The 22,696-nt window shown below is 74.7% G+C and carries 18 protein-coding genes and 1 riboswitch; of the genes, 9 read left to right on the forward strand and 9 right to left on the reverse strand.

The annotated features are described in order from the left end of the window. Positions 1–139: 139 nt before the first annotated feature. On the reverse strand, positions 140–1,108 hold the full coding sequence (locus D4B81_RS12030) for a lysylphosphatidylglycerol synthase domain-containing protein (RefSeq protein ID WP_122262854.1): 969 nt from the start codon (positions 1,106–1,108) through the stop codon (positions 140–142). Between the two features lie 63 nt (positions 1,109–1,171). Here D4B81_RS12030 and D4B81_RS12035 point away from each other — a divergent pair, with 63 nt between their 5' ends. Next, positions 1,172–2,974: a hypothetical protein gene (locus D4B81_RS12035; RefSeq protein WP_122262855.1), complete on the forward strand. Its 1,803-nt coding sequence runs from the start codon at positions 1,172–1,174 to the stop codon at positions 2,972–2,974. Positions 2,975–2,977: 3 nt separating this feature from the next. On the opposite strand, the gene D4B81_RS12040 is transcribed toward D4B81_RS12035, so the two are convergent. Beyond that, positions 2,978–3,916, reverse strand: coding sequence for a hydroxymethylglutaryl-CoA lyase (locus D4B81_RS12040; protein WP_202613671.1), 939 nt, complete (start codon positions 3,914–3,916; stop codon positions 2,978–2,980). A gap of 79 nt (positions 3,917–3,995) precedes the next feature. Between D4B81_RS12040 and D4B81_RS12045 the strand changes: the two genes are divergently transcribed. Continuing rightward, a complete protein-coding gene (locus tag D4B81_RS12045; RefSeq protein WP_419866241.1) occupies positions 3,996–5,669 on the forward strand; it encodes a DNA repair helicase XPB in 1,674 nt (557 codons plus the stop codon). Between the two features lie 121 nt (positions 5,670–5,790). Here the strand turns inward: D4B81_RS12045 and ribH are convergent, their stop codons facing one another. The 4 genes from ribH to ribD are packed head-to-tail and all read right to left on the reverse strand — an operon-like array spanning position 5,791 to position 9,292. After that, a complete protein-coding gene (ribH, locus tag D4B81_RS12050) occupies positions 5,791–6,267 on the reverse strand; it encodes a 6,7-dimethyl-8-ribityllumazine synthase (RefSeq protein WP_122262856.1) in 477 nt (158 codons plus the stop codon). Then, entirely contained in the window at positions 6,264–7,589 is a 1,326-nt protein-coding gene (ribB, locus tag D4B81_RS12055) for a 3,4-dihydroxy-2-butanone-4-phosphate synthase (protein ID WP_122262857.1), read from the reverse strand. The genes ribH and ribB overlap by 4 nt, the downstream gene beginning before the upstream one ends. Further along, the gene (locus tag D4B81_RS12060; protein WP_122262858.1) at positions 7,586–8,209 is read right to left on the reverse strand and encodes a riboflavin synthase; all 624 of its coding nucleotides are present in this window, start codon (positions 8,207–8,209) and stop codon (positions 7,586–7,588) included. Before D4B81_RS12060 ends, ribB begins: the two co-directional genes overlap by 4 nt. 3 nt (positions 8,210–8,212) lie before the next feature. Then, complete coding sequence (gene ribD, locus D4B81_RS12065) at positions 8,213–9,292, reverse strand: bifunctional diaminohydroxyphosphoribosylaminopyrimidine deaminase/5-amino-6-(5-phosphoribosylamino)uracil reductase RibD (protein WP_122262859.1); 1,080 nt, start codon at positions 9,290–9,292, stop codon at positions 8,213–8,215. A gap of 122 nt (positions 9,293–9,414) precedes the next feature. Continuing rightward, a riboswitch (FMN riboswitch) is annotated at positions 9,415–9,543 on the reverse strand. Between the two features lie 96 nt (positions 9,544–9,639). Here ribD and D4B81_RS12070 point away from each other — a divergent pair. From D4B81_RS12070 to D4B81_RS12095, 6 genes are all read left to right on the forward strand, one after another. Next, entirely contained in the window at positions 9,640–10,344 is a 705-nt protein-coding gene (locus D4B81_RS12070) for a response regulator transcription factor (RefSeq protein WP_122262860.1), read from the forward strand. Beyond that, positions 10,341–11,903 carry a sensor histidine kinase gene (locus tag D4B81_RS12075; protein ID WP_237565967.1) on the forward strand — a complete coding sequence of 521 codons (1,563 nt, stop codon included), beginning with the start codon at positions 10,341–10,343 and terminating at the stop codon, positions 11,901–11,903. Before D4B81_RS12070 ends, D4B81_RS12075 begins: the two co-directional genes overlap by 4 nt. Before the next feature lie 23 nt (positions 11,904–11,926). After that, complete coding sequence (locus tag D4B81_RS19175) at positions 11,927–13,330, forward strand: S1C family serine protease (RefSeq protein ID WP_122262861.1); 1,404 nt, start codon at positions 11,927–11,929, stop codon at positions 13,328–13,330. Positions 13,331–13,483: 153 nt separating this feature from the next. Then, on the forward strand, positions 13,484–14,707 hold the full coding sequence (locus D4B81_RS12085; protein ID WP_122262862.1) for an NAD-dependent epimerase/dehydratase family protein: 1,224 nt from the start codon (positions 13,484–13,486) through the stop codon (positions 14,705–14,707). Between the two features lie 19 nt (positions 14,708–14,726). Then, the gene (locus D4B81_RS12090; protein WP_122262863.1) at positions 14,727–15,902 is read left to right on the forward strand and encodes a glycosyltransferase; all 1,176 of its coding nucleotides are present in this window, start codon (positions 14,727–14,729) and stop codon (positions 15,900–15,902) included. A gap of 141 nt (positions 15,903–16,043) precedes the next feature. After that, the gene (locus D4B81_RS12095; protein ID WP_237565968.1) at positions 16,044–18,089 is read left to right on the forward strand and encodes a HelD family protein; all 2,046 of its coding nucleotides are present in this window, start codon (positions 16,044–16,046) and stop codon (positions 18,087–18,089) included. A 125-nt stretch (positions 18,090–18,214) separates the two neighbouring features. On the opposite strand, the gene D4B81_RS12100 is transcribed toward D4B81_RS12095, so the two are convergent. Then, positions 18,215–18,550 (reverse strand): hypothetical protein, encoded by a 336-nt coding sequence (locus D4B81_RS12100; RefSeq protein WP_097188305.1) that lies wholly within the window; start codon positions 18,548–18,550, stop codon positions 18,215–18,217. Positions 18,551–18,722: 172 nt separating this feature from the next. Between D4B81_RS12100 and D4B81_RS18540 the strand changes: the two genes are divergently transcribed. Continuing rightward, positions 18,723–19,361, forward strand: coding sequence for a hypothetical protein (locus D4B81_RS18540; protein WP_202613672.1), 639 nt, complete (start codon positions 18,723–18,725; stop codon positions 19,359–19,361). Between the two features lie 63 nt (positions 19,362–19,424). Here the strand turns inward: D4B81_RS18540 and D4B81_RS12110 are convergent, their stop codons facing one another. Both D4B81_RS12110 and D4B81_RS12115 read right to left on the reverse strand, forming a co-directional pair. Further along, entirely contained in the window at positions 19,425–20,609 is a 1,185-nt protein-coding gene (locus D4B81_RS12110; protein ID WP_161965142.1) for an adenylate/guanylate cyclase domain-containing protein, read from the reverse strand. A 692-nt stretch (positions 20,610–21,301) separates the two neighbouring features. After that, the gene (locus tag D4B81_RS12115; RefSeq protein WP_161965143.1) at positions 21,302–22,696 is read right to left on the reverse strand and encodes an adenylate/guanylate cyclase domain-containing protein; all 1,395 of its coding nucleotides are present in this window, start codon (positions 22,694–22,696) and stop codon (positions 21,302–21,304) included.

The raw sequence follows: 22,696 nt of genomic DNA on the forward strand, positions 1-22,696 counted from the left end.
GGCCGGAAGCCCGTCGTGGACGAGCACCGTGCGGGCGAGGCACCGTGACGTCCGCGTCAGTGATGGACGATGGCCCCCCTGGGGGCCATCAGTCGCCGCGGTCCGGCGGTCCACCTCGTGCGGGGAGCCCGGTGCGGGCTCAGCGGTCCGGGGGGAGAGCTCGCGAGACCGCCAGCGCCAACCCCGCCGAGGCGAGGTCGGCGACCGTCAGCAGCACGCGCGAGAGCAGGACGACCACGAGGATGCCCCCCGTGCCGAGCACCGGCGCCATCGCCAACGCCAGCATCGCCTCCCGGGCGCCGACCCCTGCCGGCAGGAACACCAGCACGAAGCCGACCACCCAGGCCAGCGCATAGCCCCCCACGGACAGGCGCAGGAGCGGCATACCCGGCTCGGCGCCGACGGCCACCGCGAGCACGAGGACCTGGAGGCCGATCGCGGCCCACGACGCGAGGGCCCACAGGGCGCTCTCGACCACCGCGCCCGCGCCGATGCGGTCGTGGACCGGCGCCTGGCGCGTCACCCGCAGGAGCGTGACGAGGACGCGGTTCAGGACGACCGGCAGCACCGCGACCACGAGGAGCGGGGCCAGCCACCTCATCCACCCCCACTCCTCCAGGGGGGTGCCCGGCGCCCCGGGAAGGGTGAGGAGCACCAGCAGGCCGCCCATCGTCGCCGAGACGAGGACCGCGACGAGCAGCGTCCCGACCGTCCGGCGGCGCTCGATCCCGCGGTCGCTGCCCAGCTCGGCCGAGGCGACGAGGTTCCACACCCCGCCGGGCAGGTACTTGCCGACCTGCCCCACGAGGTAGACGACGGAGGCGTCGCGGACGCCCAGGGGGGCGCCGAGGCCCGCGCTCACGGCGCGCCAGGACAGGGTGGCGAAGAAGACGTTGAGGAGCGAGAGGACCACGGCGAGCGCGACGAAGGACCAGGAGGCCTGCGTCAGCGCCTGCCCCACGGACTCCCGCTCCAGCACCACCGCGACGACCGCGGCCAGCACCGCCGCGGCCACGAACCCGCGCCGCGCCCAGGGCGAGCGGAGGACCGACAGGACCTTCGACATACCCGAGGCGGGTCGAGGACGGGCGGCCCCAGTGTCGGTCATGGTCCTGCGATGCTAGCCCCCCGCGGGCGCACCGGCCCCCGCCCCGTGGGGCAGGATCCAGGTGTGAAGCACCGCAGGGACACCCGATCCGACCCGCAGAGCCGGGTGGTCGCGGTGCTGACGCTCGCCCTGGTGGCCCTCGCCCTGTGGCGGGTCCGGCAGGGGGTCGACCTGGGCGACGGGGCCCACGTCGTGGCGATCGCCGTGCGCCTGGCAGAGGGCGACGTCCCGCTCGCCGACGAGCTCAACCTGCAGTCCCTCGGCTCACTGGCCGCTGTGCCCTTCACCTGGGTCTGGCTCCAGCTCGTGGGGCTTGAGGGCGTGGTGCTCGCGTCCCGGACGTTCTACCTGGCCCTGGCCCTGGGCGCGGGGGCGCTCGGCTACGCGGCCCTGCGCACCGGCTTCCGGCCGCTGCCCGCGTTCGTCGCGGTCGTCCTGGCGTGCACGCCCACGCCCTACAACCTGCTCGTCACCTCCTACAACACGGTTCCCGGGCTGGCGCTGGGCGTCGCCACCTTCACCGGGTATGCCGCGGTCGCGCGCCGCAGCGGGCGCTGGGCGGCCGTGGCCGGCGTGGCGCTCGCCGTCGCCGTGGTCTCCCACCCGTCGGCGCTGCCGGGGGCGGCCGTGCTGGGGCTGCTCCTTCTCGTCCTGCTGCTGCGGCGTGGTGGGCCGGCCCGCGGTCTGCTGATCGGCGGGGGCGCCGCCTCCGCCGTGGTGGTGCTGGCGATCCTCCTCGGGCCGGGTCTGGGTGCGCTCCTGACGACGGTCGCCTACACCACGGACTACCAGAGCGCGCGGCCCGACCCGCTCGTGCGGCTCGCGCGGACGGCCGAGGACTTCCTGCAGGCGATGACCTCGCTGCCCTACCTCCCCGTGCTTGCCCTGGCCCTGATCGCCTCGACCGGGCGGGTGCCGGCCCGGGGGCGGGCCGTCGCGGCGGTGCTGGTGCCGGTGGCCGCCGCGCTCCCCGCGGTGGCGCGGGTCGAGGCGCCAGTGCAGGTGGGCGGGACCAGCGGCTCGTACGCCGTGATGGTCGCGCTGGTCCTGCTGGTGCCGGTCCTGCTGTGGGCCGGCCGCGGCGGGGACCGGGACCTCCTCCTCCTGCTCGCCCTGGCCGCGCCCGGGCTGGTCGGTCTGCTGGTCTACGCCTCGCTCACGACCGCGGCGGCGCGGTGGGGAGCCGTCGTGCCCCCGGTCGTCCCGCTCCTCGGGGTGGTGGGTCTGGGCGTGGTGGCCATGGTGGCCGACGCCCGGGGGGAGCCGTGGACCCGGGGGGAGCCGTTGGCCCGGGTCCCGGCCACCGTGGAGCGCTCCCCGCACGGGGTGGGCGTCGCCACCCTCGTCGCGACGGCCCTGGTCACCACCAGCCTCCTGGGCACGCACGCGCTGCGCAGCTTCCGCGACCCCGCGCCCTGGATCGCCACCCTCCGCGTCGACGAGGGCCCCAACGCCGGGCTGCGTACCTCGCCCGAGATGCGGTACGAGGAATGCGCGTGGCGGCTGTTGTTCGACGCGTGGGTCGCGCCGGGGGAGGGCCTGCTGGCCTACGGGATGCCGGCCGCCTACCTCTACACCGACGGACCGACGGACAGCGCGATCGTCTGGCTCGGCGACTTCGGGGCGGCGAACCAGGACGTCGTGGACTGGTTGGACCGCACCGGGCGGTGGCCGGACGTCGTCGCGGTCCAGCGACCCGTCGGTACGGAGTGGGAGGAGAAGTCGACCACGGACCCGCTGCTGGCCCGCCTCGCCGCGGAGTACGGCCCCCTGACCTACACGGGCCAGTTCTACGTCCTGCGCCGCGACGGCTCGACCGAGCCCCCGCGCCCGCTGGGCGACGTGACCCCCTGCCGCGTGTCCTGAGGGTCAGCCGGAGAGGGCGCGGACCACCCGAGACGGGGCCGGGCGGCCCAGCTGCTCGGCCATCCACACGCTCGTCTCCACCAGCGCCCCGAGGTCGGCCCCGTGCTCGATGCCGAGCCCGTCGAGCGCCCAGACGAGGTCCTCGGTCGCGAGGTTGCCGGTCGCGGACCGGGCGTAGGGGCACCCGCCGAGACCGCCCGTGGACGCGTCGACGACCCGCACCCCTCGGCCCACCGCCGTCATCGTGTTGGCCAGGGCCTGGCCGTAGGTGTCGTGGAAGTGCACGGCCGTCTGGTCCGGGCCGATGCCGGCTCCGTCCAGCGCGTCCAGCAGCCGGTGCACGTGTCCGGGGGTCCCGACGCCGATCGTGTCCCCGACGGACAGCTGGTCGCAGCCCAGGTCCATCAGGCGGGAGCAGACGTCGACCACCTGCGCGACGGGCACCGGGCCCTCCCACGGGTCGCCGAAGCACATCGACACGTAGGCCCTCACCCACGCCCCCCCGTCCAGGGCGCGCTGCACCACGGGCGCGAACATCTGCACCGACTCGGCGACCGAACGGTTGAGGTTGGCCCGGGCGAAGCTCTCGGTGGCGCTGCCGAACACGGCGACGGCCCGCACGCCCTTCTCCAGCGCCCGGTCCAGCCCGCGCTCGTTCGGCACGAGGACGGGACGCTGCTGGCCGATGCCCGCGGCGCCCAGCAGGTCGAGCAGCTCCTCGGCGTCCCCCAGCTGCGGCACCCACCGCTGCGGCACGAAGCTGGTGAGCTCCACCGTCTCCAGGCCGGCGGCCAGCAGGCGCCGGACGAACTCCGCCTTCACCTCGACCGGCACGACCGTCTTCTCGTTCTGCAGCCCGTCGCGGGGCCCCACCTCGTAGATCGTCACCCGGTCGGGCATGCCCGGCAGCGGCTCGGTCATCGGCAGCGACGGCGTGCTCATGGGGCCATCCTCCCCCAGCGCCGCTCCCCGCCGGCACCGCCCCGGAATGCCGGCGCCACGCCATACCGTTAGACCTCTGATGAACGGCCCCCTGATCGTCCAGTCCGACAAGACCCTGCTCCTCGAGGTCGACCACCCCGACGCCGAGGCGGCGCGGCGCGACATCGCGCCCTTCGCCGAGCTCGAGCGCGCCCCCGAGCACATCCACACCTACCGCGTCACCCCGCTCGGCCTGTGGAACGCCCGGGCGGCGGGGCACGACGCGGAGCAGGTCGTGCACGCCCTGCTCACCCACAGCCGCTACCCGGTGCCGCAGCCGCTGCTCGTCGACGTCGCCGAGACGATGGACCGCTACGGCCGGCTGACCCTCCTCAAGGAGCCGGACGAGGCCGGGGTGCCCCGCCTCCTCCTGCGCACGACCGACCGCGCCGTGCTCGCGGAGATCCTGCGGCACAAGAAGATCCGGCCGCTGGTCGGCGACCGGGTTGACGACGACACGGTGGTTGTCCACCCCTCGGAGCGGGGACACCTCAAGCAGGAGCTGCTCAAGGTGGGCTGGCCCGCCGAGGACCTCGCCGGCTACGTCGACGGCGAGAAGCACCCCATCGACCTTCACGAGGACGGCTGGAGCCTGCGTCCCTACCAGCAGCAGGCCGTCAACGGCTTCTGGGACGGCGGCTCCGGTGTGGTCGTGCTGCCCTGCGGCGCGGGCAAGACGCTCGTGGGTGCGGGGGCGATGGCCCGGTCCGGCACCACGACCCTCATCCTCGTCACCAACACCGTCAGTGCGCGCCAGTGGCGTGACGAGCTGCTGCGCCGCACCTCGCTCACCGAGGAGGAGATCGGCGAGTACTCCGGCGCCCGCAAGGAGATCCGGCCCGTCACCATCGCCACCTACCAGGTGCTGACCACCCGACGGAAGGGCGTCTACACCCACCTCGACCTCCTGGACGCGCGGGACTGGGGTCTGGTCCTCTACGACGAGGTCCACCTGCTGCCCGCCCCGATCTTCCGGATGACGGCCGACCTACAGGCGCGCCGCCGCCTCGGGCTCACCGCCACCCTCGTGCGCGAGGACGGCCGGGAGTCCGACGTGTTCTCCCTCATCGGCCCCAAGCGCTTCGACGCCCCCTGGAAGGACATCGAGGCCCAGGGCTGGATCGCCCCGGCCGACTGCGTCGAGGTGCGCGTCAGCCTGCCCGAGCCGATGCGGATGGCGTATGCCGTGGCCGAGCCCGACGAGCGCTACCGGTTCGCCTCCTGCGCCCCGGCGAAGGACGAGGTGGTGCGTCGGCTCGTGGCCAGGCACCGCGGGGAGCCGACGCTGGTCATCGGCCAGTACCTCGACCAGCTCGACCAGCTGGCGAGCACCCTGGACGCCCCGCTCATCACCGGTGAGACCACCGTCACCCAGCGCCAGGAGCTGTTCCGCCAGTTCCGCGAGGGGGAGATCACGCTGCTCGTGGTGTCCAAGGTCGCCAACTTCTCGATCGACCTCCCGGAGGCGTCGGTGGCGATCCAGGTCTCCGGCACCTTCGGCTCCCGGCAGGAGGAGGCCCAGCGGCTCGGGCGGGTCCTGCGCCCCAAGGGCGACGGCCGCACGGCGCACTTCTACACGGTGGTCTCACGGGACACCGTGGACGCCGAGTTCGCCGCCCACCGCCAGCGCTTCCTCGCCGAGCAGGGTTACGCCTACCGCATCGTGGACGCCGACGACCTCGACAGCCTCGACCCCACGCCGACCGTCGGCTGAGGGGCACCTACGCGATCCGCGGCGATGCCTGGCCGTCGCTGTCGTGCCACGACGATCGCCCTGGCGACGCCTGCGTCACGGCAGGGAGGCACATCGATCGTCGGCCTCGTGCGGTGACCCCTCAGGCCGGCACGGCGCGGAGCGCGAGGACCGTGGCGACCGCGGCGGTGGCCGCCTCGTGGCCCTTGTCCTCCGACGACCCCGGCAGCCCGGCACGGTCCAGCGCCTGATCCTCGTCGTCGCAGGTCAGCACCCCTAAACCGACCGGCACGCCGGTGTCGACCGACACGCGCGTCAGGCCCTCCGTGGCGGCCGAGCAGACGTAGTCGAAGTGGGGGGTGCCCCCGCGGATCACCACACCCAGGGCGACGATGGCGTCATACCTGCCGGTCCGGGCGAGGCGCGCGCAGGCGACGGGCAGCTCGAAGCTGCCCGGCACGCGTATCTCGGTCACCTCGCTCACGCCGGCGTCCGCCAGACCGCGGCGGGCCCCCTCCAGCAGCCCGTCCATGACGGTCGTGTGCCACGACGCGGCGACGACCGCGACCCGCAGACCTGCGGCGTCGACGGAGAGGGTGGGCGCTCCGGCCTTGCTCATGCGGTGCTCCTCATCGTGCTCGGGGTCGGTATGCCGTGCGTGCCTGCCGGGCCCGCGGCACCGGCCGCGCCGGGGAGCGCCTGCGGCACCTCCGGCAGCGCGTGGGGCACCTCCGGCAGCGCGTGGGGGACGTGGCCGAGCTGCTCGGTCTTGGCGCGCAGGTAGGCGTGCGCCTCAGGCGGCGGCACCGTCCGCGACCGCTCCGTGGCCGCCACCTGCAGCCCGTGGCGGAGCAGGGCCGCGGCCTTGTCGGGGTTGTGCGTGATGAGGCGCAGCGGCCGCCCGGCCAGCCCGAGGTCGTGCAGGACGGCCGCGCCGGCGGCGTAGTCCCGTGCGTCGACGGGCAGCCCCAGCGCGTGCTGCGCGGCGACCGTGTCGACGCCGGTGTCCTGGACGGCGTAGGCCCGCAGCTTGTCGAGCAGCCCCACCCCGCGACCCTCGTGGCCGCGCAGGTAGACGACGACACCGCCCTCGGCGGCGACGCGGGCCAGGGCGTCCTGCAGCTGCGGGCCGCAGTCGCACCGCCGCGACCCGAGCGCCTCGCCGGTCAGGCACTCCGAGTGCAGGCGCACGAGCGGCTCCGGGCCCGGGTCAGGGCGCCCGACGAGGGCCAGGTGCTCGACGCCGGTGACCAGGTCGCGGTAGCCGTGCACGACCAGCTCCCCGTGCTCGGTCGGGAGCACCGTCGTCACCTCGCGGCGGACCGAGTCGTGCACCAGACGGTGGGCCACGAGGTCGGCGATGGTCAGCACCGGTAGCCCGTGCTCGGCGGCGAGCTCCAGCACCTGCGGGCCGCGGAGCATCTCGCCCTCGTCGTCGACGAGCTCGGCGATCACCCCGACGGGCGCGAGCCCGGCGAGCCGGCACAGGTCCACCGCGGCCTCGGTGTGGCCGCGTCGGGCGAGCACCCCGCCCTCGCGCGCCCGCAGCGGCACCACGTGCCCGGGACGACGCAGGTCCGCGGCGGTCGTGGCCGGGTCGGCGAGCACGCGCAGCGTGCGCGCCCGGTCCGCCGCGCTGATCCCCGTCGTCACCCCGGTGGCCGCGTCCACCGTCACCGTGTATGCCGTGCGCAGCAGGTCCTCGTTGTGCTCCACCATGAGCGGCAGCTCGAGCCGGTCCGCCCACGCGCCCGGCATCGGGGCGCAGACGTAGCCGGAGCTGTGCCGCACGGTCCAGCCCAGCCAGCGGTCGGTGAGGGTCTGCGCCGCGAGGACGACGTCACCCTCGTTCTCCCGGTCGACGTCGTCGAGGACGAGGACCGGCCGACCCTCGCGCAGCGCGTCCAGCGCTGCGGCCACGGCGGTCTCGGCGCGGGTCACCGGGACCCCTCCTGGGTGCCGGCCGGCACGACGCCCTCGGTGAGCATCGACTCCACGTACTTCGCGAGCACGTCGACCTCGACGTTCACCTCCTCGCCCGGCCCGCGCCGCCCGAGCGTCGTCAGCTCGAGGGTCGTCGGGATGAGGCTCACCGCGAAGGTGTCCGGGGTCCGGGCGGACACGGTCAGCGACACCCCGTCGAGCGTGACCGAGCCCTTGAGCACGACGTAGCGGCGCAGCTGCAGCGGGAGGGCGAGGGTGACGACGTCCCACCGCTCCCCCGGCTCCCGCGACAGCACGGTCGTGGTCGCGTCAACGTGACCCTGGACGATGTGCCCGCCGAAGCGCGCGTCCGCGCGCATGGCCCGCTCCAGGTTGACGGGGTCGCCCGCGGTCAGGCGGCCCAGGGTCGAGCGGGCGAGGGTCTCGGCCATGACGTCGGCCGTGAACCGTCCCGGCCCGTGCTCGACGACGGTGAGGCAGACGCCGTCCACCGCGATCGAGTCACCGTGCCGGACGTCGGCGGTGACCGTGGTGGCCGCGATCTCGATGACGCTGGAGTCGGGGCCGTCGGTGCGGGTGGTGAGCGTGCCGAGCTCCTCGACGATGCCGGTGAACATGGGTCAGTCCTCCTCGGACGACGGGACGGGTGGGACGAGGGCGTGCACGGCCGGGTGACCGGGCGGGGTCGACGGTGCCGGCCGGCCGGGGACGAGCCGGAGGCGCAGGTCCGGCCCGACCGGCCTCACCTCGGCCAGCTCGAGCCGGACGGCGTCGTCGATCGTGCGGACCCCGAGGTCCGGCACGGCCGACGCACCGGCGCCGAGCAGGGCGGGGGCGAGGTAGACGAGGACCTCGTCCACGCACCCGGCCCGCCAGAACGCGCCGGCCAGCGTGGGTCCGCCCTCGAGGAGCACGGAGTGCACCCCGTGGGCGGTCAGCGCGGCCAGCACCTCGTGCGGGTCGCGGGTGCGCAGGTGCAGGGCGGGGTCGGGCCCGAGGCCGAGCCTGGCGCCGGTGGGCAGGTCCCGGAGCCCGACCACCACACGGACCGGCTGCACCGGCGCCGCGGCGCCGTCGGGGGTGCGGGCGGTCAGGGCGGGGTCGTCGGCGAGCGCGGTGCCGGTGCCGACGACCACCGCGTCGACGCGCGAGCGCAGCCGGTGCGCGTCCTCCCGCGCCTCGGCCGAGGTGATCCACCGGCTCGAGCCGTCGGCCGCCGCCACCCGACCGTCCAGGGTGCTGGCGATCTTCCAGGTGACGTGCGGGCGGCCGAGCGTGCGCGCCCTCGCCCAGTCGGAGACCAGCGCCTCGGCGGCGGGGTGCGCGCACCGCTCGACGGGTATGCCGTGCGCGCGCAGCCAGGCGGCGCCGCCCCCGGCCTGCGCGGTGGGGTCGGGCACGGCATACACGACCCTGACGACACCGGCGTCGCGCAGCGCGCGGGCGCACGGGCCGGTCCGGCCGTGGTGGTTGCAGGGCTCGAGGGTGACGTAGGCAGTCGCCCCGCGAGCCAGGTCGCCCGCGGACGCGAGCGCCGCGACCTCGGCGTGCGGGGAGCCGGCGCCGGCGTGGTGCCCGGCCCCGACGACCTGACCGGCGGGGTCGACGAGGACGCAGCCGACCCGGGGGTTGCGGTCGCGGGCGGGACCGCGCAGGGCGCGGTCGACCGCCTCGTCCAGGTGGTGCTCGGTGCTGGTCACCGCCGTCTCCTCCGTCTCGCCGTGGGGCGGCCCGGGGAGGGCTGGGAGACGAGGGCGGCGAGGGCCGGCGGGACGTCCGGGACCACACGGGTCCGTGGACGTCGACGACGGATCCGTCGACGCTCGCGCTGCCTCCCGTCCGGACTTTCACCGTCGGTCCCGGAGTTCCACCGGGTCAACCGGCCGCTGGCTGCGGCCGGGTCGCGGACTGTCACCGCCGGTTCGGAGTTGCACCGACCCCGGAGCGCGTTGTCGTGAGGGCAAGATATCAGCCCCGCCTGGGACGGGACCGACGTCCCCAGCGTGCGTTCAGCCGATTCCCAGGCGACGACCGGACGATGGGACGCATGAGCACGATCAACGACGCGCCGGAGGCCACGCTCCTCGTCGTCGAGGACGAGACCAACATCCGCGAGCTGCTGACCACGAGCCTGCGCTTCGCCGGGTTCGCCGTGCATGCCGCCGTCGACGGGCGCAGCGCCCTGCAGCTGGCCGGCGAGCACGACATCGACCTGGCGGTGCTCGACATCATGCTGCCCGACATGGACGGGTTCACCGTCACCCGGACGCTGCGGGAGCGGGGGCTGGACGTCCCCATCGTCTTCCTCACCGCCCGCGACTCGCTCGACGACAAGGTCAAGGGCCTGACCGTGGGCGGCGACGACTACGTCACCAAGCCGTTCAGCCTCGAGGAGGTCGTCGCCCGCATCCGCGCGGTGCTGCGGCGCACCCGCACCGTCGAGGAGGACGACCACGTGCTGCGGGTCGCCGACCTCGAGCTCGACGAGGACAGCCACGAGGTGCGGCGCGACGGGCAGGTCATCGAGGTCTCCCCCACCGAGTTCAAGCTCCTGCGCTACCTGATGCTCAACCCCGGCCGGGTGCTGTCCAAGAGCCAGATCCTCGACCACGTCTGGGACTACGACTTCCGGGGCGAGATGAACATCGTCGAGTCCTACATCTCCTACCTGCGACGCAAGGTCGACGTGGTCGGTGAGCCCCTGATCCACACCAAGCGCGGCGTCGGCTACGTCCTCCGCGCCCCGCGGTGAGCCGACTCGGGAGGCTGCGCAGCGCGTCCTACCAGCGGCTGCACAACCTCTCGCTGACCCGGCGGCTGGTCACCGTCGTCGTCCTCCTCGTGCTGGCGGCCTACGTGCTGACCACGTCGGTGTCGCTGATGATGCTGCGCGGCTACCTCCTCGAGCGCTCCGACGCCGACCTCGACGCCTACATCACCCCGCTCGCCCGTCAGGCCTACAGCCAGATGGTCGAGGAGTCGACCGGGCAGCCGTTCACGCTCCCCCGGCAGACCTTCGTCCCGCCCAATCCCTACTACGTCGTCTACACGCCGGTGGAGGACGACGTGCCCCCCACGCCGTTCGTGGTGCCCACCCGCCCGGAGATCAGCGCGCCCGAGCTGGGGCGGATCGGCGAGGGTGACCCCCGGCTCGGCGTCCCCTTCACCGTGGAGGCGCGTGACGACGACGGCTCCTGGCGGGTGCTGGCTGCCCGGCTCTCCGAGGGCGGCACGATCGCGGTGGCCGTCCCGCTGACCGACGTCGACAGCACCGTGCGCACGCTGGCCTGGCTCACCGCGGTGATCGGGCTGACCACGCTCGTCGTGGTGGGCGTGCTCGGCTGGTTCGCCGTCCGCCGCGCCTTCCGCCCCCTCACCCGCATCGAGGACACCGCTGCCGGCATCGCGGCCGGCGACCTGGCGCGCCGGGTCCCCCCGCGCGGCGCGAACGACGAGGTCGGGTCGCTGTCCGACTCGCTGAACCGGATGCTCGCCCAGATCGAGCACTCCTTCGCCGTGCGCGAGGCCTCCGAGCGCAAGATGCGCGACTTCGTCGCCGACGCCTCGCACGAGCTGCGCACCCCCCTCGCGACCGTCAAGGGGTATGCCGAGCTGTACCGCGTCGGGGCGGTCGCCCCGGACGACCTGCCCGGGGCGATGCGCCGCATCGAGGACGAGGCGACCCGGATGGGGCGCCTGGTCGAGGACCTGCTGACGCTCACCCGGCTGGACTCGGAGCCGGCGATGTCGCCGACCCGCGTCGACCTCATGGTGCTCGGGAACGACGTCGTCCAGGACGCGCGGGTGCGGGCGCCGGAGCGGCCGATCACCCTGGGGCCGCTCGAGGGGACCGGCGGTGACGACGACCTCACCGTGATCGGGGAGGACGGGGCGCTGCGGCAGGTGCTGACCAACCTCGTCGGCAACGCTGTCGACCACACCCCGCCAGGCTCCCCCGTCGAGCTGACGCTCGGGCGGGTCGGCGAGTCGGTCGTCGTGCAGGTGCGCGACCACGGGCCCGGCCTGGCGGTCGGCACGGCGGACCGCGTGTTCGAGCGCTTCTACCGCGAGGACAAGTCCCGCAGCCGCGCCTCCGGCGGGACCGGTCTGGGGCTGGCGATCGTCGCGGCCATCGTCGCCCGTCACCGCGGGCTGGTGAGGCACCTGCCCACGCCGGGGGGCGGGGCGACCTTCCGGGTGGAGCTGCCCGCCGCCCCGCCGGTGACCGGCGGCGTCCGGGTGCGCCGGCGGGTGCCCCAGCTGGTGGAGGGTCGTTCAGCCACCTCACAGCACGCGCCCAGGGATCGCTGACGTCCATGGTGTCGGATGGGGACATGACGACCACACCGACGGGCCCCCAGCCTGATCCCTCCGGCCCCGACCCCCGCGACCCCTGGGCCGCGCCGCCGCGGCCGGTCGACGAGGATCGGCACGACCCGTTCGGGACCCCGTCCCGGGGCCCGGACCAGACCGTCCCGGTGCCGTCGGCCCAGGCTTCCCCCGGCGCGGCCGAGGCCGCCCCCGCCTCCTCCGCGTCCTCCTCCTCCGCAGCCCCCTCCGCGCCCTCCTCCTCCGCGCCCTCCTCCGCCGCGCCGCCCGCTGGCAGGCGCACGCGCCGGCCGCGTCGCTGGGGCGACGTGGCGGTGGCGAGCGTGCTGGCCGCGGTGCTCTCCTCCGGGGGGACCTACGCCGCGATCCGCGCCGCCGATGACGGGAACGCCGGTTCCTCCACCACCGTCTCCGCCGGCGAGGACGGCGCGGCCGACGCCACCGACGGCGGGGCGACCGAGGGCACCACGGTCTCCCTCACGGGCGAGCAGGACTGGCGCTCGGTCGCGGGGGCGGTCAGCCCGAGCGTCGTCTCGATCGACGTGGCCGGACAGCTGGGGTCCGGGACCGGTTCGGGGGTGGTCTGGGACACCGACGGTCACGTCGTCACCAACGCCCACGTCGTCGAGGGTGCCGAGCAGCTGCGGGTCGTGCTCAACGACGGCCGCAGCTATGCCGCGAGCGTGGTCGGCACCGACACCTCCAGCGACCTCGCCGTGGTCCGGCTCGAGACCGTCCCCGACGGCCTCACGCCCATCGGGGTGGGGGACGACGACGCCCTGGCGGTGGGGGACCCCGTCATGGCCGTCGGCAACCCGCTCGGCCTGTCCGGGACGGTGACCACCGGCATCGTCAGCGCGCTCGACCGACCGGTCACGACCGGGGGCGGCCAGGGTGAGCGGGTCGTCACCAACGCCATCCAGACCTCGGCCGCCATCAACCCCGGCAACTCGGGAGGCGCGCTGGTCAACGGCGCCGGCCAGCTCGTCGGGATCAACTCCTCGATCGCCTCGCTGCCCAGCGCCGGCCAGTCCCAGGCCGGTTCGATCGGCATCGGCTTCGCCATCCCGGCCACCAAGGTCCGGCTCATCGCGGGCCAGCTCATCGGGACCGGTACCGCCCAGCACGCCTTCCTCGGCGTCGGCCTGCTCGACGGCCGGGTCCAGGTCGACGGCGCCGTCCTCACCGGTGCCGAGGTGCAGGCCGTGGAGGGTGGCTCACCGGCGGAGCAGGTGGGTCTGCAGCCGGGCGACGTCATCGTCGGCATCGACGGCGAGTCCATCACCTCCTCCGACGCCCTCATCGGCCAGGTCCGCGAGCGCGGGTCGGGCGAGGAGGCGGTCCTGGAGTTCGTCCGGGACGGGGAGCGCACCGAGGTGACCACCACCCTGGCGACCCGGGCCGACTGAGCGGGGCGCGCGGCATACCCCGTCCGACGGCCGGGGCGCCCGGGACCTCCCGGACGCCCCGGTCGTCCCGCACCGGACCCGGCAGCATCCGTTGGTAGCGTGTCGCCGTCCGATCCCGCCGGCCGGCGGGGTCCCCGTGCAAGGAGCTCCTGCGTGAAGATCGTGGTCCTCGGCGGCGACGGGTTCTGTGGCTGGCCCGCGTCCCTCCACCTGTCCGACCTCGGGCACGACGTGATCATCGTCGACAACCTCTCGCGGCGCCGGATCGACGAGGAGCTCGGGGCCTCCTCGCTGACGCCGATCCGCAGCATCGAGGAGCGGGTGGAGGCCTGGCGGGAGGTCTCCGGGCACCAGCTGCGCTTCGTCGAGCTGGACGTGGCCCAGGACTACGACGGGCTCGTGGCCCTCCTGGCCGCCGAGCGCCCGGACTCGCTCGTGCACTTCGCCGAGCAGCGCGCCGCCCCCTACTCGATGAAGTCGCCCGGGCACAAGCGCTACACGGTGGACAACAACACCAACGCCACCCACAACGTGCTGTGCGCGCTGGTCGACGCCGGGCTGGACACCCACGTCGTCCACCTCGGCACGATGGGCGTCTACGGCTACGGCACCGCGGGGATGAAGATCCCGGAGGGCTACCTCGACGTCGAGGTGCGCCTGGACGAGCCCGCGGAGGGCACCGTCAGCCAGCAGATGCTCTACCCGACCAACCCGGGCTCGATCTACCACCTGACCAAGTGCCTGGACCAGCAGCTCTTCGCCTACTACGCCAAGAACGACGCGCTGCGGATCACCGACCTCCACCAGGGCATCATCTGGGGCACCCACACCGACCAGACGCTGCGCGACGAGCGGCTCGTCAACCGCTTCGACTACGACGGCGACTACGGCACGGTCCTCAACCGTTTCCTGATGCAGGCGGCGGTGGGCTACCCCCTCACGGTCCACGGCACCGGCGGTCAGACCCGCGCCTTCATCCACATCCGCGACATGGTGCGGTGCGTGCAGATCGCGCTGGAGAACCCCCCGTCGCGCGGCGACCGCGTCAAGATCTTCAACCAGATGACCCAGACGCACCGGGTGCGAGACCTCGCCGAGCTCGTGGCCCGGATCAGCGGCGCGACGGTGGAGCTGGTGCCCAACCCGCGCCACGAGGCCGCCGAGAACGACCTGCACGTCCGCAACGACACCTTCCTCGACCTCGGCCTGGAGCCGACCCTGCTCGAGGAGGGCCTGCTCGTGGAGGTCGAGGACGTGGCTCGCCGCTACGCCGACCGCGTCGACCTCGACAAGATCCCCTGCACCTCGGTGTGGACCAAGGAGCAGCAGCCCGGCGTGCCCGTGTCGCGGACGCCCGCCGGCCAGAAGACCGCCTGAGCGCGGACGGCATACCCGCGTGCGCATCGCGCTCTTCACCGAGGTCTTCCTGCCCAAGGTCGACGGGGTGGTCACCCGGGTCACCCGCACCCTCGACCAGCTGGGCGAGCTCGGTCACACCGCCCTGGTCTTCGCACCGGGTGACCCCCCGGCCAGCTACGGCCCGCACCGGGTGGTGCGGGTGCGGTCGGTTTCGTTCCGCCCGTGGTACCCCGAGATCATGGTCGGCCTGCCCACCCCCCGGATCGCGCGCGAGATGCAGGACTTCCGGCCCGACGTCGTGCACGCGGTCAACCCGGTGTGGCTCGCCGCCTACGGCGTGCTGTCCGCGCGGCGGCGCAACCTGCCCCTGCTGGCCAGCTTCCACACCGACGTGCCGTCCTACACGACGGCCATCGGGGGCGGTCTTCAGGTGCTGCGCGCACCCGTCCAGGGCTGGTCGACGTGGATGCACAACCTCGCCGAGGTCAACCTGTGCACCTCGGCGCAGATGGTCGACCGCGCCCGCGAGGTGGGCATCCGGGAGGTCGACCTGTGGCCGAAGGCGGTCGACACCGTGGGTTACCACCCCGGCGCCCGGACCGCCGCCATGCGCGAGCGCCTCACCGACGGTCACCCGGACGCGCCGCTCGTCCTCTACGTCGGTCGTCTCTCCCGGGAGAAGGACCTCGACCAGCTGGTCGAACCCGTGCGCCGGCTCTCCCGGTATGGCGTTCGCCTCGCCCTGGTCGGGTCCGGCCCCGGCCGGTCGGAGCTGGAGCGGTTGTTCGCCGGGACCCCGACGGTGTTCACCGGCTACCTGGGCGGCGCCGACCTCGCCGCGGCCTACGCGTCGGCCGACGTCTTCGCGTTCCCGTCCACGACCGAGACGCTGGGCCTGGTGGCGCTGGAGTCGATGGCCAGCGGCGTCCCGGTGATCGGGGCGGACGCGGGCGGCATCCCCTTCGTCGTCGACGACGGGCGCACCGGCTTCCTCGTCCCTCCCGGTGACGCGGACGCCCTGACCGACCGGCTGGAGCGCCTCGTCACCGACGCCGACCTGCGCACGCGGATGGGCAGGGCTGCCCGCCAGGACGCCGAGGAGCACTCGTGGCGGGCGGCGACCGAGTCGCTCGTGCGGGACTACGAGCTGGCGATCGAGCGGCACCGGGGTCGACGCCCGGTGCCCCGCCCGCTGCGCGCCCGCCGCCCCTGAGGCAGCCTGCTGGCCCCTCGGCCGTCCGGCCCCTCGGCCGTCTGCCCATCTGCTGGCTGGCCGTCTGACCCCTCGGCCGTCTCGCCGTCCCACCGGGCGGGTAGCATCACTGGCCCTCCCTCCCAGCCGAGGTGCCCCGCCGTGCCCAGCCCACGCCATACCCCGCCCTCCTCCCCCGCGTCCGAGCTCGCCGCCGAGCAGGCGCACCTGCAGCGTGCCCGTGCCGAGCTGGCCCGCATGCGCGAGCACACCCTCAGCCTCCAGGCCGACGGCGGGGACGCCGTCGCCGGCGAGGTGCTGGCGCACACCCTCTGGTTGCGGGCCCGGGCGCTGCAGGACGACCCCCGCACCACCCTGTTCTTCGGTCGCCTCGACACCGACACCCCGGAGCGGCTCTACATCGGCCGGCGGCACGTCACGGACGGGGACGGCGACCCGGTGGTCCTCGACTGGCGGGCCGGGGTGTCGACGGCGTTCTACCGCGCGAGCCCCGCCGAGCCGATGGGCGTCGTCCGCCGACGGCGGTTCGGGGTGGAGCAGGGTCAGCTGACGGCCTTCGAGGACGAGCTCGTCACGGGCGGCGAGGGGGCGGACGGCGAGGGGGACGGCACGCCCGGTGGCAGCGAGATCCTCGCCCGGGAGATCGAGCGCCCGCGGATCGGTCCGATGCGCGACATCGTCGCCACGATCCAGCCCGAGCAGGACGAGATCGTGCGCGCCGACGTCAGCACCACCATCTGCGTGCAGGGCGCGCCCGGCACCGGCAAGACCGCCGTCGGGCTGCACCGCGCGGCCTGGCTGCTCTACGCCTACCGCGACCGCCTGTCCCGGACCGGCGTCCTGGTCGTCGGCCCCAACCGCGCGTTCCTGGAGCACGTCGGCGCGGTGCTCCCCTCGCTCGGGGAGATCACGGTGCGGCACACCACCGTCGAGGAGCTCGTGGCCCACGGGCAGGTGCGCGCCGTCGACCCTCCGGCGATCGCCCGCCTCAAGGGCGAGGCCAGGATGGCGGAGGTCCTGCGGACGGCGGTGTGGTCGCACGTCCGCCCCGCGACCGACGCGCTCGTCGTGCCGAGGGGGGCGCGACGCTGGCGGGTCCCCGCCTACGAGGTGCAGGACATCCTCGACGAGCTGCGCGGCCGCGGCGTCCGGTACGCCGCCGCCCGCGCCATGCTCCCCCACCGCCTCGCCCACGCCGTCCTGGTCGCCATGGAGCGAGCGGGTGACGCCCCCGACGACGCCGTCCAGGACAGCGTCGCCCGCTCCGCGCCGGTGCGCGCGTACGTCAGGGCGCTGTGGCCCGAGCTGAAGCCCCAGGCGGTCCTGCACCGTGTCCTGTCGAGCGGCGAAGGGCTGGCGGACGACCAGCGGGACATGGTGTGGGACAAGCCGTCCCGCGCACCTGGGTCGGCCCGGTGGAGCGCGGCGGACCTCGTGCTCCTGGACGAGGTCACCGACCTTCTCGCGCGCACGCCCAGCCTCGGCCACGTCGTCCTCGACGAGGCGCAGGACCTCTCCCCCATGCAGCTGCGCGCCGTCGGGCGCCGCGCCTCGACGGGCTCGCTCACCGTGCTCGGCGACATCGCGCAGGGCACGACCCCGTGGGCGACCGGCTCGTGGGAGGAGTCGCTGGCCCACCTCGGCAAGGACCTCGGCGCGGACGACGTGCACCTGGAGGTGCTCGACCGGGGCTTCCGCGTGCCCGCCGCCGTCATCGAGTATGCCGCGCGCCTCCTCCCCCTCATGGCGCCCGGGCTGGGGGCGCCCCGGTCGGTTCGCTCGCACCCCGGTCGGCTGGAGGTGCTGCGGGCGCACGACGCGGTGGCCGGCGCGGTGGACGCCGCGGCCCGGGCCGCCCGGCAGGAGGGGTCGGTCGGGGTGATCGTCCCCGACGCGTGGGTGCCGGACGTGGGCGCGGCCCTCACCGCTGCCGGGGTCGAGCACGAGGTGCTCGACGGGGAGCACGCCGAGGCGCGGATCCTGCCCGTCCACCTCGTCCCCGCGACCGTGGCCAAGGGCCTGGAGTTCGACCAGGCCGTCGTGGTGGAGCCCGCGGCGATCGCGTCGGCCGAGCCGGACACGCGCAGCGGGCTCCGACGGCTCTACGTCGTGCTCACCCGGGCCGTGAGCGGTCTCACGGTCGTCCACGCCGAGCCCCTGCCGGGGCCGCTGGCCCGCGAGGCGTGAGGGACGCCACCGCCGGCGCAGGACTCACGGCCATGCCTGTGCGCGGCTGTCGTGACGCGGTCATCGCCCTGACGACGCCCGTGGCACGACAGCGCGGCACATCGATCCCCGCCTCCGGTGCGCGGTCAGCCGGGGACGGTCGTCGACTCCAGCAGCCGCCGGGCCCGCCGACCGAGGTCGCTGAGATCGACCCGCCCCGCGTCGGCGGCGGCCGCCAGGCGTTGGGCCAGGTCGAGCGCCTCGTCGAGGTCCGGTCCGACGGCGGCGTCCTGCCCCATGTCACGCAGGATCGTGCCCTCGGTGCGTGAGGCGATGAGGGGGTCGGCCACGCCGTCGATCCAGACCCTGGTGCGACGACCCTCGCCGCGTTCGTCCCCGGTGATCCGTTCGAGCGCGAAGATGCGGTCCGCCCGGGCGAACTTGCCGAAGCCCAGGGCCACCATCCGCGTCTCCGAGGTCACCCGCCCATCCTGGCATCCCTGCGCCGTCCCGTCCCGGCACCCCGACGCCAGGGCGCCCCGTCAGCCCCGCCGCACCCGGGATCTCGGCCGCGCGGGGCGCCGGGTAGCAGGGGAGACGGGCACGACATACCGTAGGGGAACACGTCTCACCCCGTCCGACACAGGAGTGACCATGCACCCCACGCACGTCCCGATCCGCCTGGCGACCGGCGCCTACATCCTCAACTCCGGCCTGAACAAGCTCAAGGCCGACGAGGAGGGCCAGGAGCAGATGCACGGCTGGGCCTCGAGCGTCTACCCGATGTTCAAGGACATGAAGGCCGGCGACTTCACCAAGCTGCTCGGGTACGGCGAGATCGGCGTGGGCGCCCTGCTCCTGCTGCCGACCGTCCCCTCGGCCATCGCCGGCGGCGCGCTGGCCGCCTTCGGTGCGGGCCTGACCGGGATGTACCTCAAGACGCCCGGCATGACCGAGTCCGACGGTGTCCGCCCCACCACCGAGGGCACGTCGCTGGCCAAGGACGTCTGGCTCGTCGGGGCGGGCCTGACGCTGGCCAGCCAGTCCTTCCTCTCCGGCACCAAGCACGCCGCTCAGGCGGTCGCGGGCGGCGTCAGCAACGCCGCCGGCGCGGTCACCGGCGGCGTCGCGGGGGTAGCCGGCTCGGTCGCCTCCGGGGTCACCGGCGCCGTGCACTCCGGCTCCAGCGGTGCGAGCAAGGGGGTCAAGGGACTCCTCGAGAGCGCCCACGACGCCCGCGAGGAGCTGGCCGACGCACTGGCGGACCTCGCCGAGTCGATGCTCAAGCGCTGACGCCACCGACGACGACCGCGGCCCGGACCCCTGCGCAGGGGTCCGGGCCGTGTCGTGTGTCGTCTACCGCCAGCCGACCGAGACGACCGGCACCGGCTCGCTGAAGCCCCTGAGCGGCAGCTCACGGGGATCCGACAGGGACCCGGTGTCCGTCAGGTCCTGGACGGTCTCGGCACTGGCGAGGATCTCCCCGGCGCCGGCGGCGGCGCCGATCCGCGCGGCCATGTGCACGCCCTGCCCGGCGTAGTCGGCGGCATCTCCCTCGGGGTGGAACGCCCCGCCCGTGTGCACCCCGACGCGGACGTCGGGCGCGAAGACCTCCTCCGCGAGAGCCCGCTGGATCGCCACGGCCGCCTGGAGCGCCGCCTTGGGGTGCTCGAACGAGGCGAAGAACCCGTCGCCGGTCTGCTTGATGACCTCACCCCCTGCCTCCACGATCCGTTCCCGGAGCAGCTGGTCGTGCCGTGCGAGGAGGCGGCGCCACTTCTCGTCGCCGAGGGTCTCCAGCAGCTGGGTGGACCCGACGATGTCGGTGAAGACGAACGTCCGGCGCGTCTCCAGGCGCCCGAGCAGCTCCCGGGCGCGCTCCTCGTCCAGCCGGGCGCCGAGGCGGGCGAAGGTCGACTGTGCCGCCTCGATCTCGCTGGTCGCCCCGTCCTCGTCGCGCTGGTGCCGGTAGGCCATCCCGAGCAGCATCCGCGCCTGGGCCACCTCGTACGGCGCCCCGACCTGCTGCCACCTCGAGCGTGCCTCGCGGAGGCAGCGCACGGCGCCGGCCCAGTCGCGCTCGGCCAGCCGGATGCGCCCCTCGGCGAGGTGCTGCTGCGTCACGAACGCCGGCGCCGGCATCCCGCCGATCGTGTATGCCGTGACCGTGGACGCGAACTCGGCGAGCGCCCCGCGCGCGGCCGCCAGGTCGCCGGCCGCGAGCGACACCTCCACCTGGGCGGGCAGCAGCGCCATCCGCCGCAGCGGCTCCTCGGCCTCCTCCAGGCTGCGCCGCAGCGCCGCCACGCCCGCGTCCACCTTCCCCTCCGCGAGCCGCAGCAGCGCCAGACCGGGCTGGGGGTCCACCCCGATCTCGGACACGGCCCGGTAGGACTCCTGCGCGGTGGCGAACTCCCCGCGCCGCCGGCGGATCTCCCCGATCTCGTAGAGCCCCGCGGCCGTGATCCAGGCGTTGTAGTCCTTGAGCTCGTCACAGGCGGCCTGGCACTGCGTCTCGGCGTCCGACCACCGGCCGCGCATCCGCAGCCCTCGGTCCACTCGGCCGCCCGCCGGAAGTCCCCGACGTCCTGGCAGGCGGAGATGGTCACGCAGTAGACGAGGCCGGCCTCGAACGGCTGGAGCTCACCGCTCACGGCGGCGGCCGAGGCCTCGTCCAGCAGGGCCAGCCCCTCGTCGACCTGACCGGCGTGGACGAGGATGCGCCCCCGCCCGATCCGCGCCACCGCCTGCACCTCGGCGTCCCCGAGGCGCGACCCCAGCTGCTCGGCCAGCTCCAGGTCCGGCAGCGCCCCGGCGGCGTCACCCATCTCCATCCGGTTGAAGCCGCGGACCGTGACGAGGTAGGCGTAGGCCGACGAGTCGTGACGCCCCTCGAGCAGCCGCTCGGCCTTGGCCATCCAGCCCTGGTAGACCGCCGCGGCGCCCCGCGAGATGTGGTCCCAGGCCAGCAGGACCGCCACCCGGGCCGCCCCCTCCACGTCCTCCGCGGACAGCAGGGCGGAGAAGGCCGACTCCCGCAGCTCGAGGGCCTCGTCGGCCCTGCCCGTCCACCTCGTCGGCCCTGCCCGTCCACCAGGCGGCGTCGGCGAGCGCGACGAGGTCGTGCCCGTCCATCGCCACCCGGTCGACCTGGGCGAGCTCGGCGTAGGCCGCCCCCCACCGACCGTCGGCGACGGCGGCGCGGCCGGTGCTGAGATGGTCGACCGCAGTGCTCATGGGGTGCTCCTGACCGAAGGGTCCAGACCGAGGACGAGGTACGTCTCCACCGGTTCCGTCCTCCCCTTGAGGGCGAGGGCGCCGAGCGGCGTGGTGCGGACCGACGGGGGGAGTGCCGCGAGCGTCGCCGGCCCGACCGCCACCCCGCCGGCCGGCGCCCGTCCCTCGATCCGCGACGCGGTGTTGACCGTGTCGCCGATGACGGTGTGGGTGCGCCCGCCGTGGGCGCCGAGCACGCTCACGGTCGTCGGCCCGGTGTTGACCCCGACCCGGAAGCGGGGCCAGCCCGGGTGGGCGTCGACGATCCGGGCCGTCTCCTCCTGCAGGGCCAGACCGGCCCGGACCGCCCGCTCCGCGTGGTCGGGCTGGTCACCCCGGGTGTTGAAGGTGACCATGACGGCGTCGCCGACGATCCGGTCGACGTCCCCGCCGTGCCGGAGCGCGGCGGGGACCGCGGCGGCGAGGTGGGTGTTGAGCATCTCGGTCACCTCCTCCGAGGGGTGCGCCTCGGAGAAGGTGGTGAAGCCCTGCAGGTCGGCGAAGAGCACGCTCACCTCGCGACGCCCCGCCGCCGTGTCGTCGAGGTAGAGCGCGGCGAAGCGCTCCTCGCGCCACGAGCGACGCGCCGCGACCGCGACGAGCGCGAACGCGGCCAGCAGCAGCAGGTGCCACTCCCACCACGACAGCTGCCAGTTGCGCGCGAGCGCCATCGCCACGAGGGCCTCCGCCAGCAGCAGGTATGCCGCCACCACGGCCAGGAGCACCCCCTCCCGCCGGGTGCGCCACCGGTGTGCGTAGCGCCACGCGGCCAGCACGTAGAGGACGATGCCGACCACCGCGACGAGCCCGGGCAGCCCCTCGGCCCGGGCGGGCGGGCGATCCAGGGGCGGCAGCCCCGCCAGCGAGACGGCACCCCACGCCACCATCGCGCCGAGCAGCCCCCACCGCAGCCGGCGGGCTCGTGCCACCTCGGCCACCGCCTCCCCGCCCGCGACCTCCCGGGTCGAGCGCAGCGCGAACAGCGAGCCCAGGGCGACCCCGACGGGGGTGGCCACGGCGAACCCCACGTTGGAGGCGGCGAGCAGCACCCCCGGTGTCGCGAGGGCGTGCAGCCCGAGGAAGCCCGCCGAGGACAGGAACGCCAGCGAGACGTGGGTCAGCCGGGCGTCCCCGCGCCGGGCGGCGGCGTCCCCGGTGGCGTAGGCCAGCACCGAGGCGAGCCCCGCGGTGACGAGCACCAGCCAGAAGTGGCCGGGGTGGTGCTCCCACCGCAGGTCCAGGCCGGGACGGGCCAGGAGCAGCGCCAGCCCGAGGAGCGGGAGCAGGAGCGCGAGCGCCATCCCCGACCACGGGCCTGCCCGCGACCACCGGGGAGGCCCGGCCGACGGCAT

This window comes from Ornithinimicrobium cerasi (genome assembly GCF_003702705.1).
In the GTDB taxonomy this organism is placed as follows: domain Bacteria; phylum Actinomycetota; class Actinomycetes; order Actinomycetales; family Dermatophilaceae; genus Ornithinicoccus; species Ornithinicoccus cerasi.

What these genes read in the sequence shown, in the direction of transcription:
- D4B81_RS12030 (WP_122262854.1), bottom strand. Translation starts at nt 1,108, where the DNA reads ATGACCGACACTGGGGCCGCCCGTCCTCGACCCGCCTCGGGTATGTCG.
- D4B81_RS12040 (WP_202613671.1), bottom strand. Translation starts at nt 3,916, where the DNA reads ATGAGCACGCCGTCGCTGCCGATGACCGAGCCGCTGCCGGGCATGCCC.
- D4B81_RS12045 (WP_419866241.1), top strand. Translation starts at nt 3,996, where the DNA reads ATGAACGGCCCCCTGATCGTCCAGTCCGACAAGACCCTGCTCCTCGAG.
- ribH (WP_122262856.1), bottom strand. Translation starts at nt 6,267, where the DNA reads ATGAGCAAGGCCGGAGCGCCCACCCTCTCCGTCGACGCCGCAGGTCTG.
- D4B81_RS12060 (WP_122262858.1), bottom strand. Translation starts at nt 8,209, where the DNA reads ATGTTCACCGGCATCGTCGAGGAGCTCGGCACGCTCACCACCCGCACC.
- D4B81_RS12070 (WP_122262860.1), top strand. Translation starts at nt 9,640, where the DNA reads ATGAGCACGATCAACGACGCGCCGGAGGCCACGCTCCTCGTCGTCGAG.
- D4B81_RS19175 (WP_122262861.1), top strand. Translation starts at nt 11,927, where the DNA reads ATGACGACCACACCGACGGGCCCCCAGCCTGATCCCTCCGGCCCCGAC.
- D4B81_RS18540 (WP_202613672.1), top strand. Translation starts at nt 18,723, where the DNA reads ATGCACCCCACGCACGTCCCGATCCGCCTGGCGACCGGCGCCTACATC.
- D4B81_RS12110 (WP_161965142.1), bottom strand. Translation starts at nt 20,609, where the DNA reads ATGCGCGGCCGGTGGTCGGACGCCGAGACGCAGTGCCAGGCCGCCTGT.
- D4B81_RS12115 (WP_161965143.1), bottom strand. Translation starts at nt 22,696, where the DNA reads ATGCCGTCGGCCGGGCCTCCCCGGTGGTCGCGGGCAGGCCCGTGGTCG.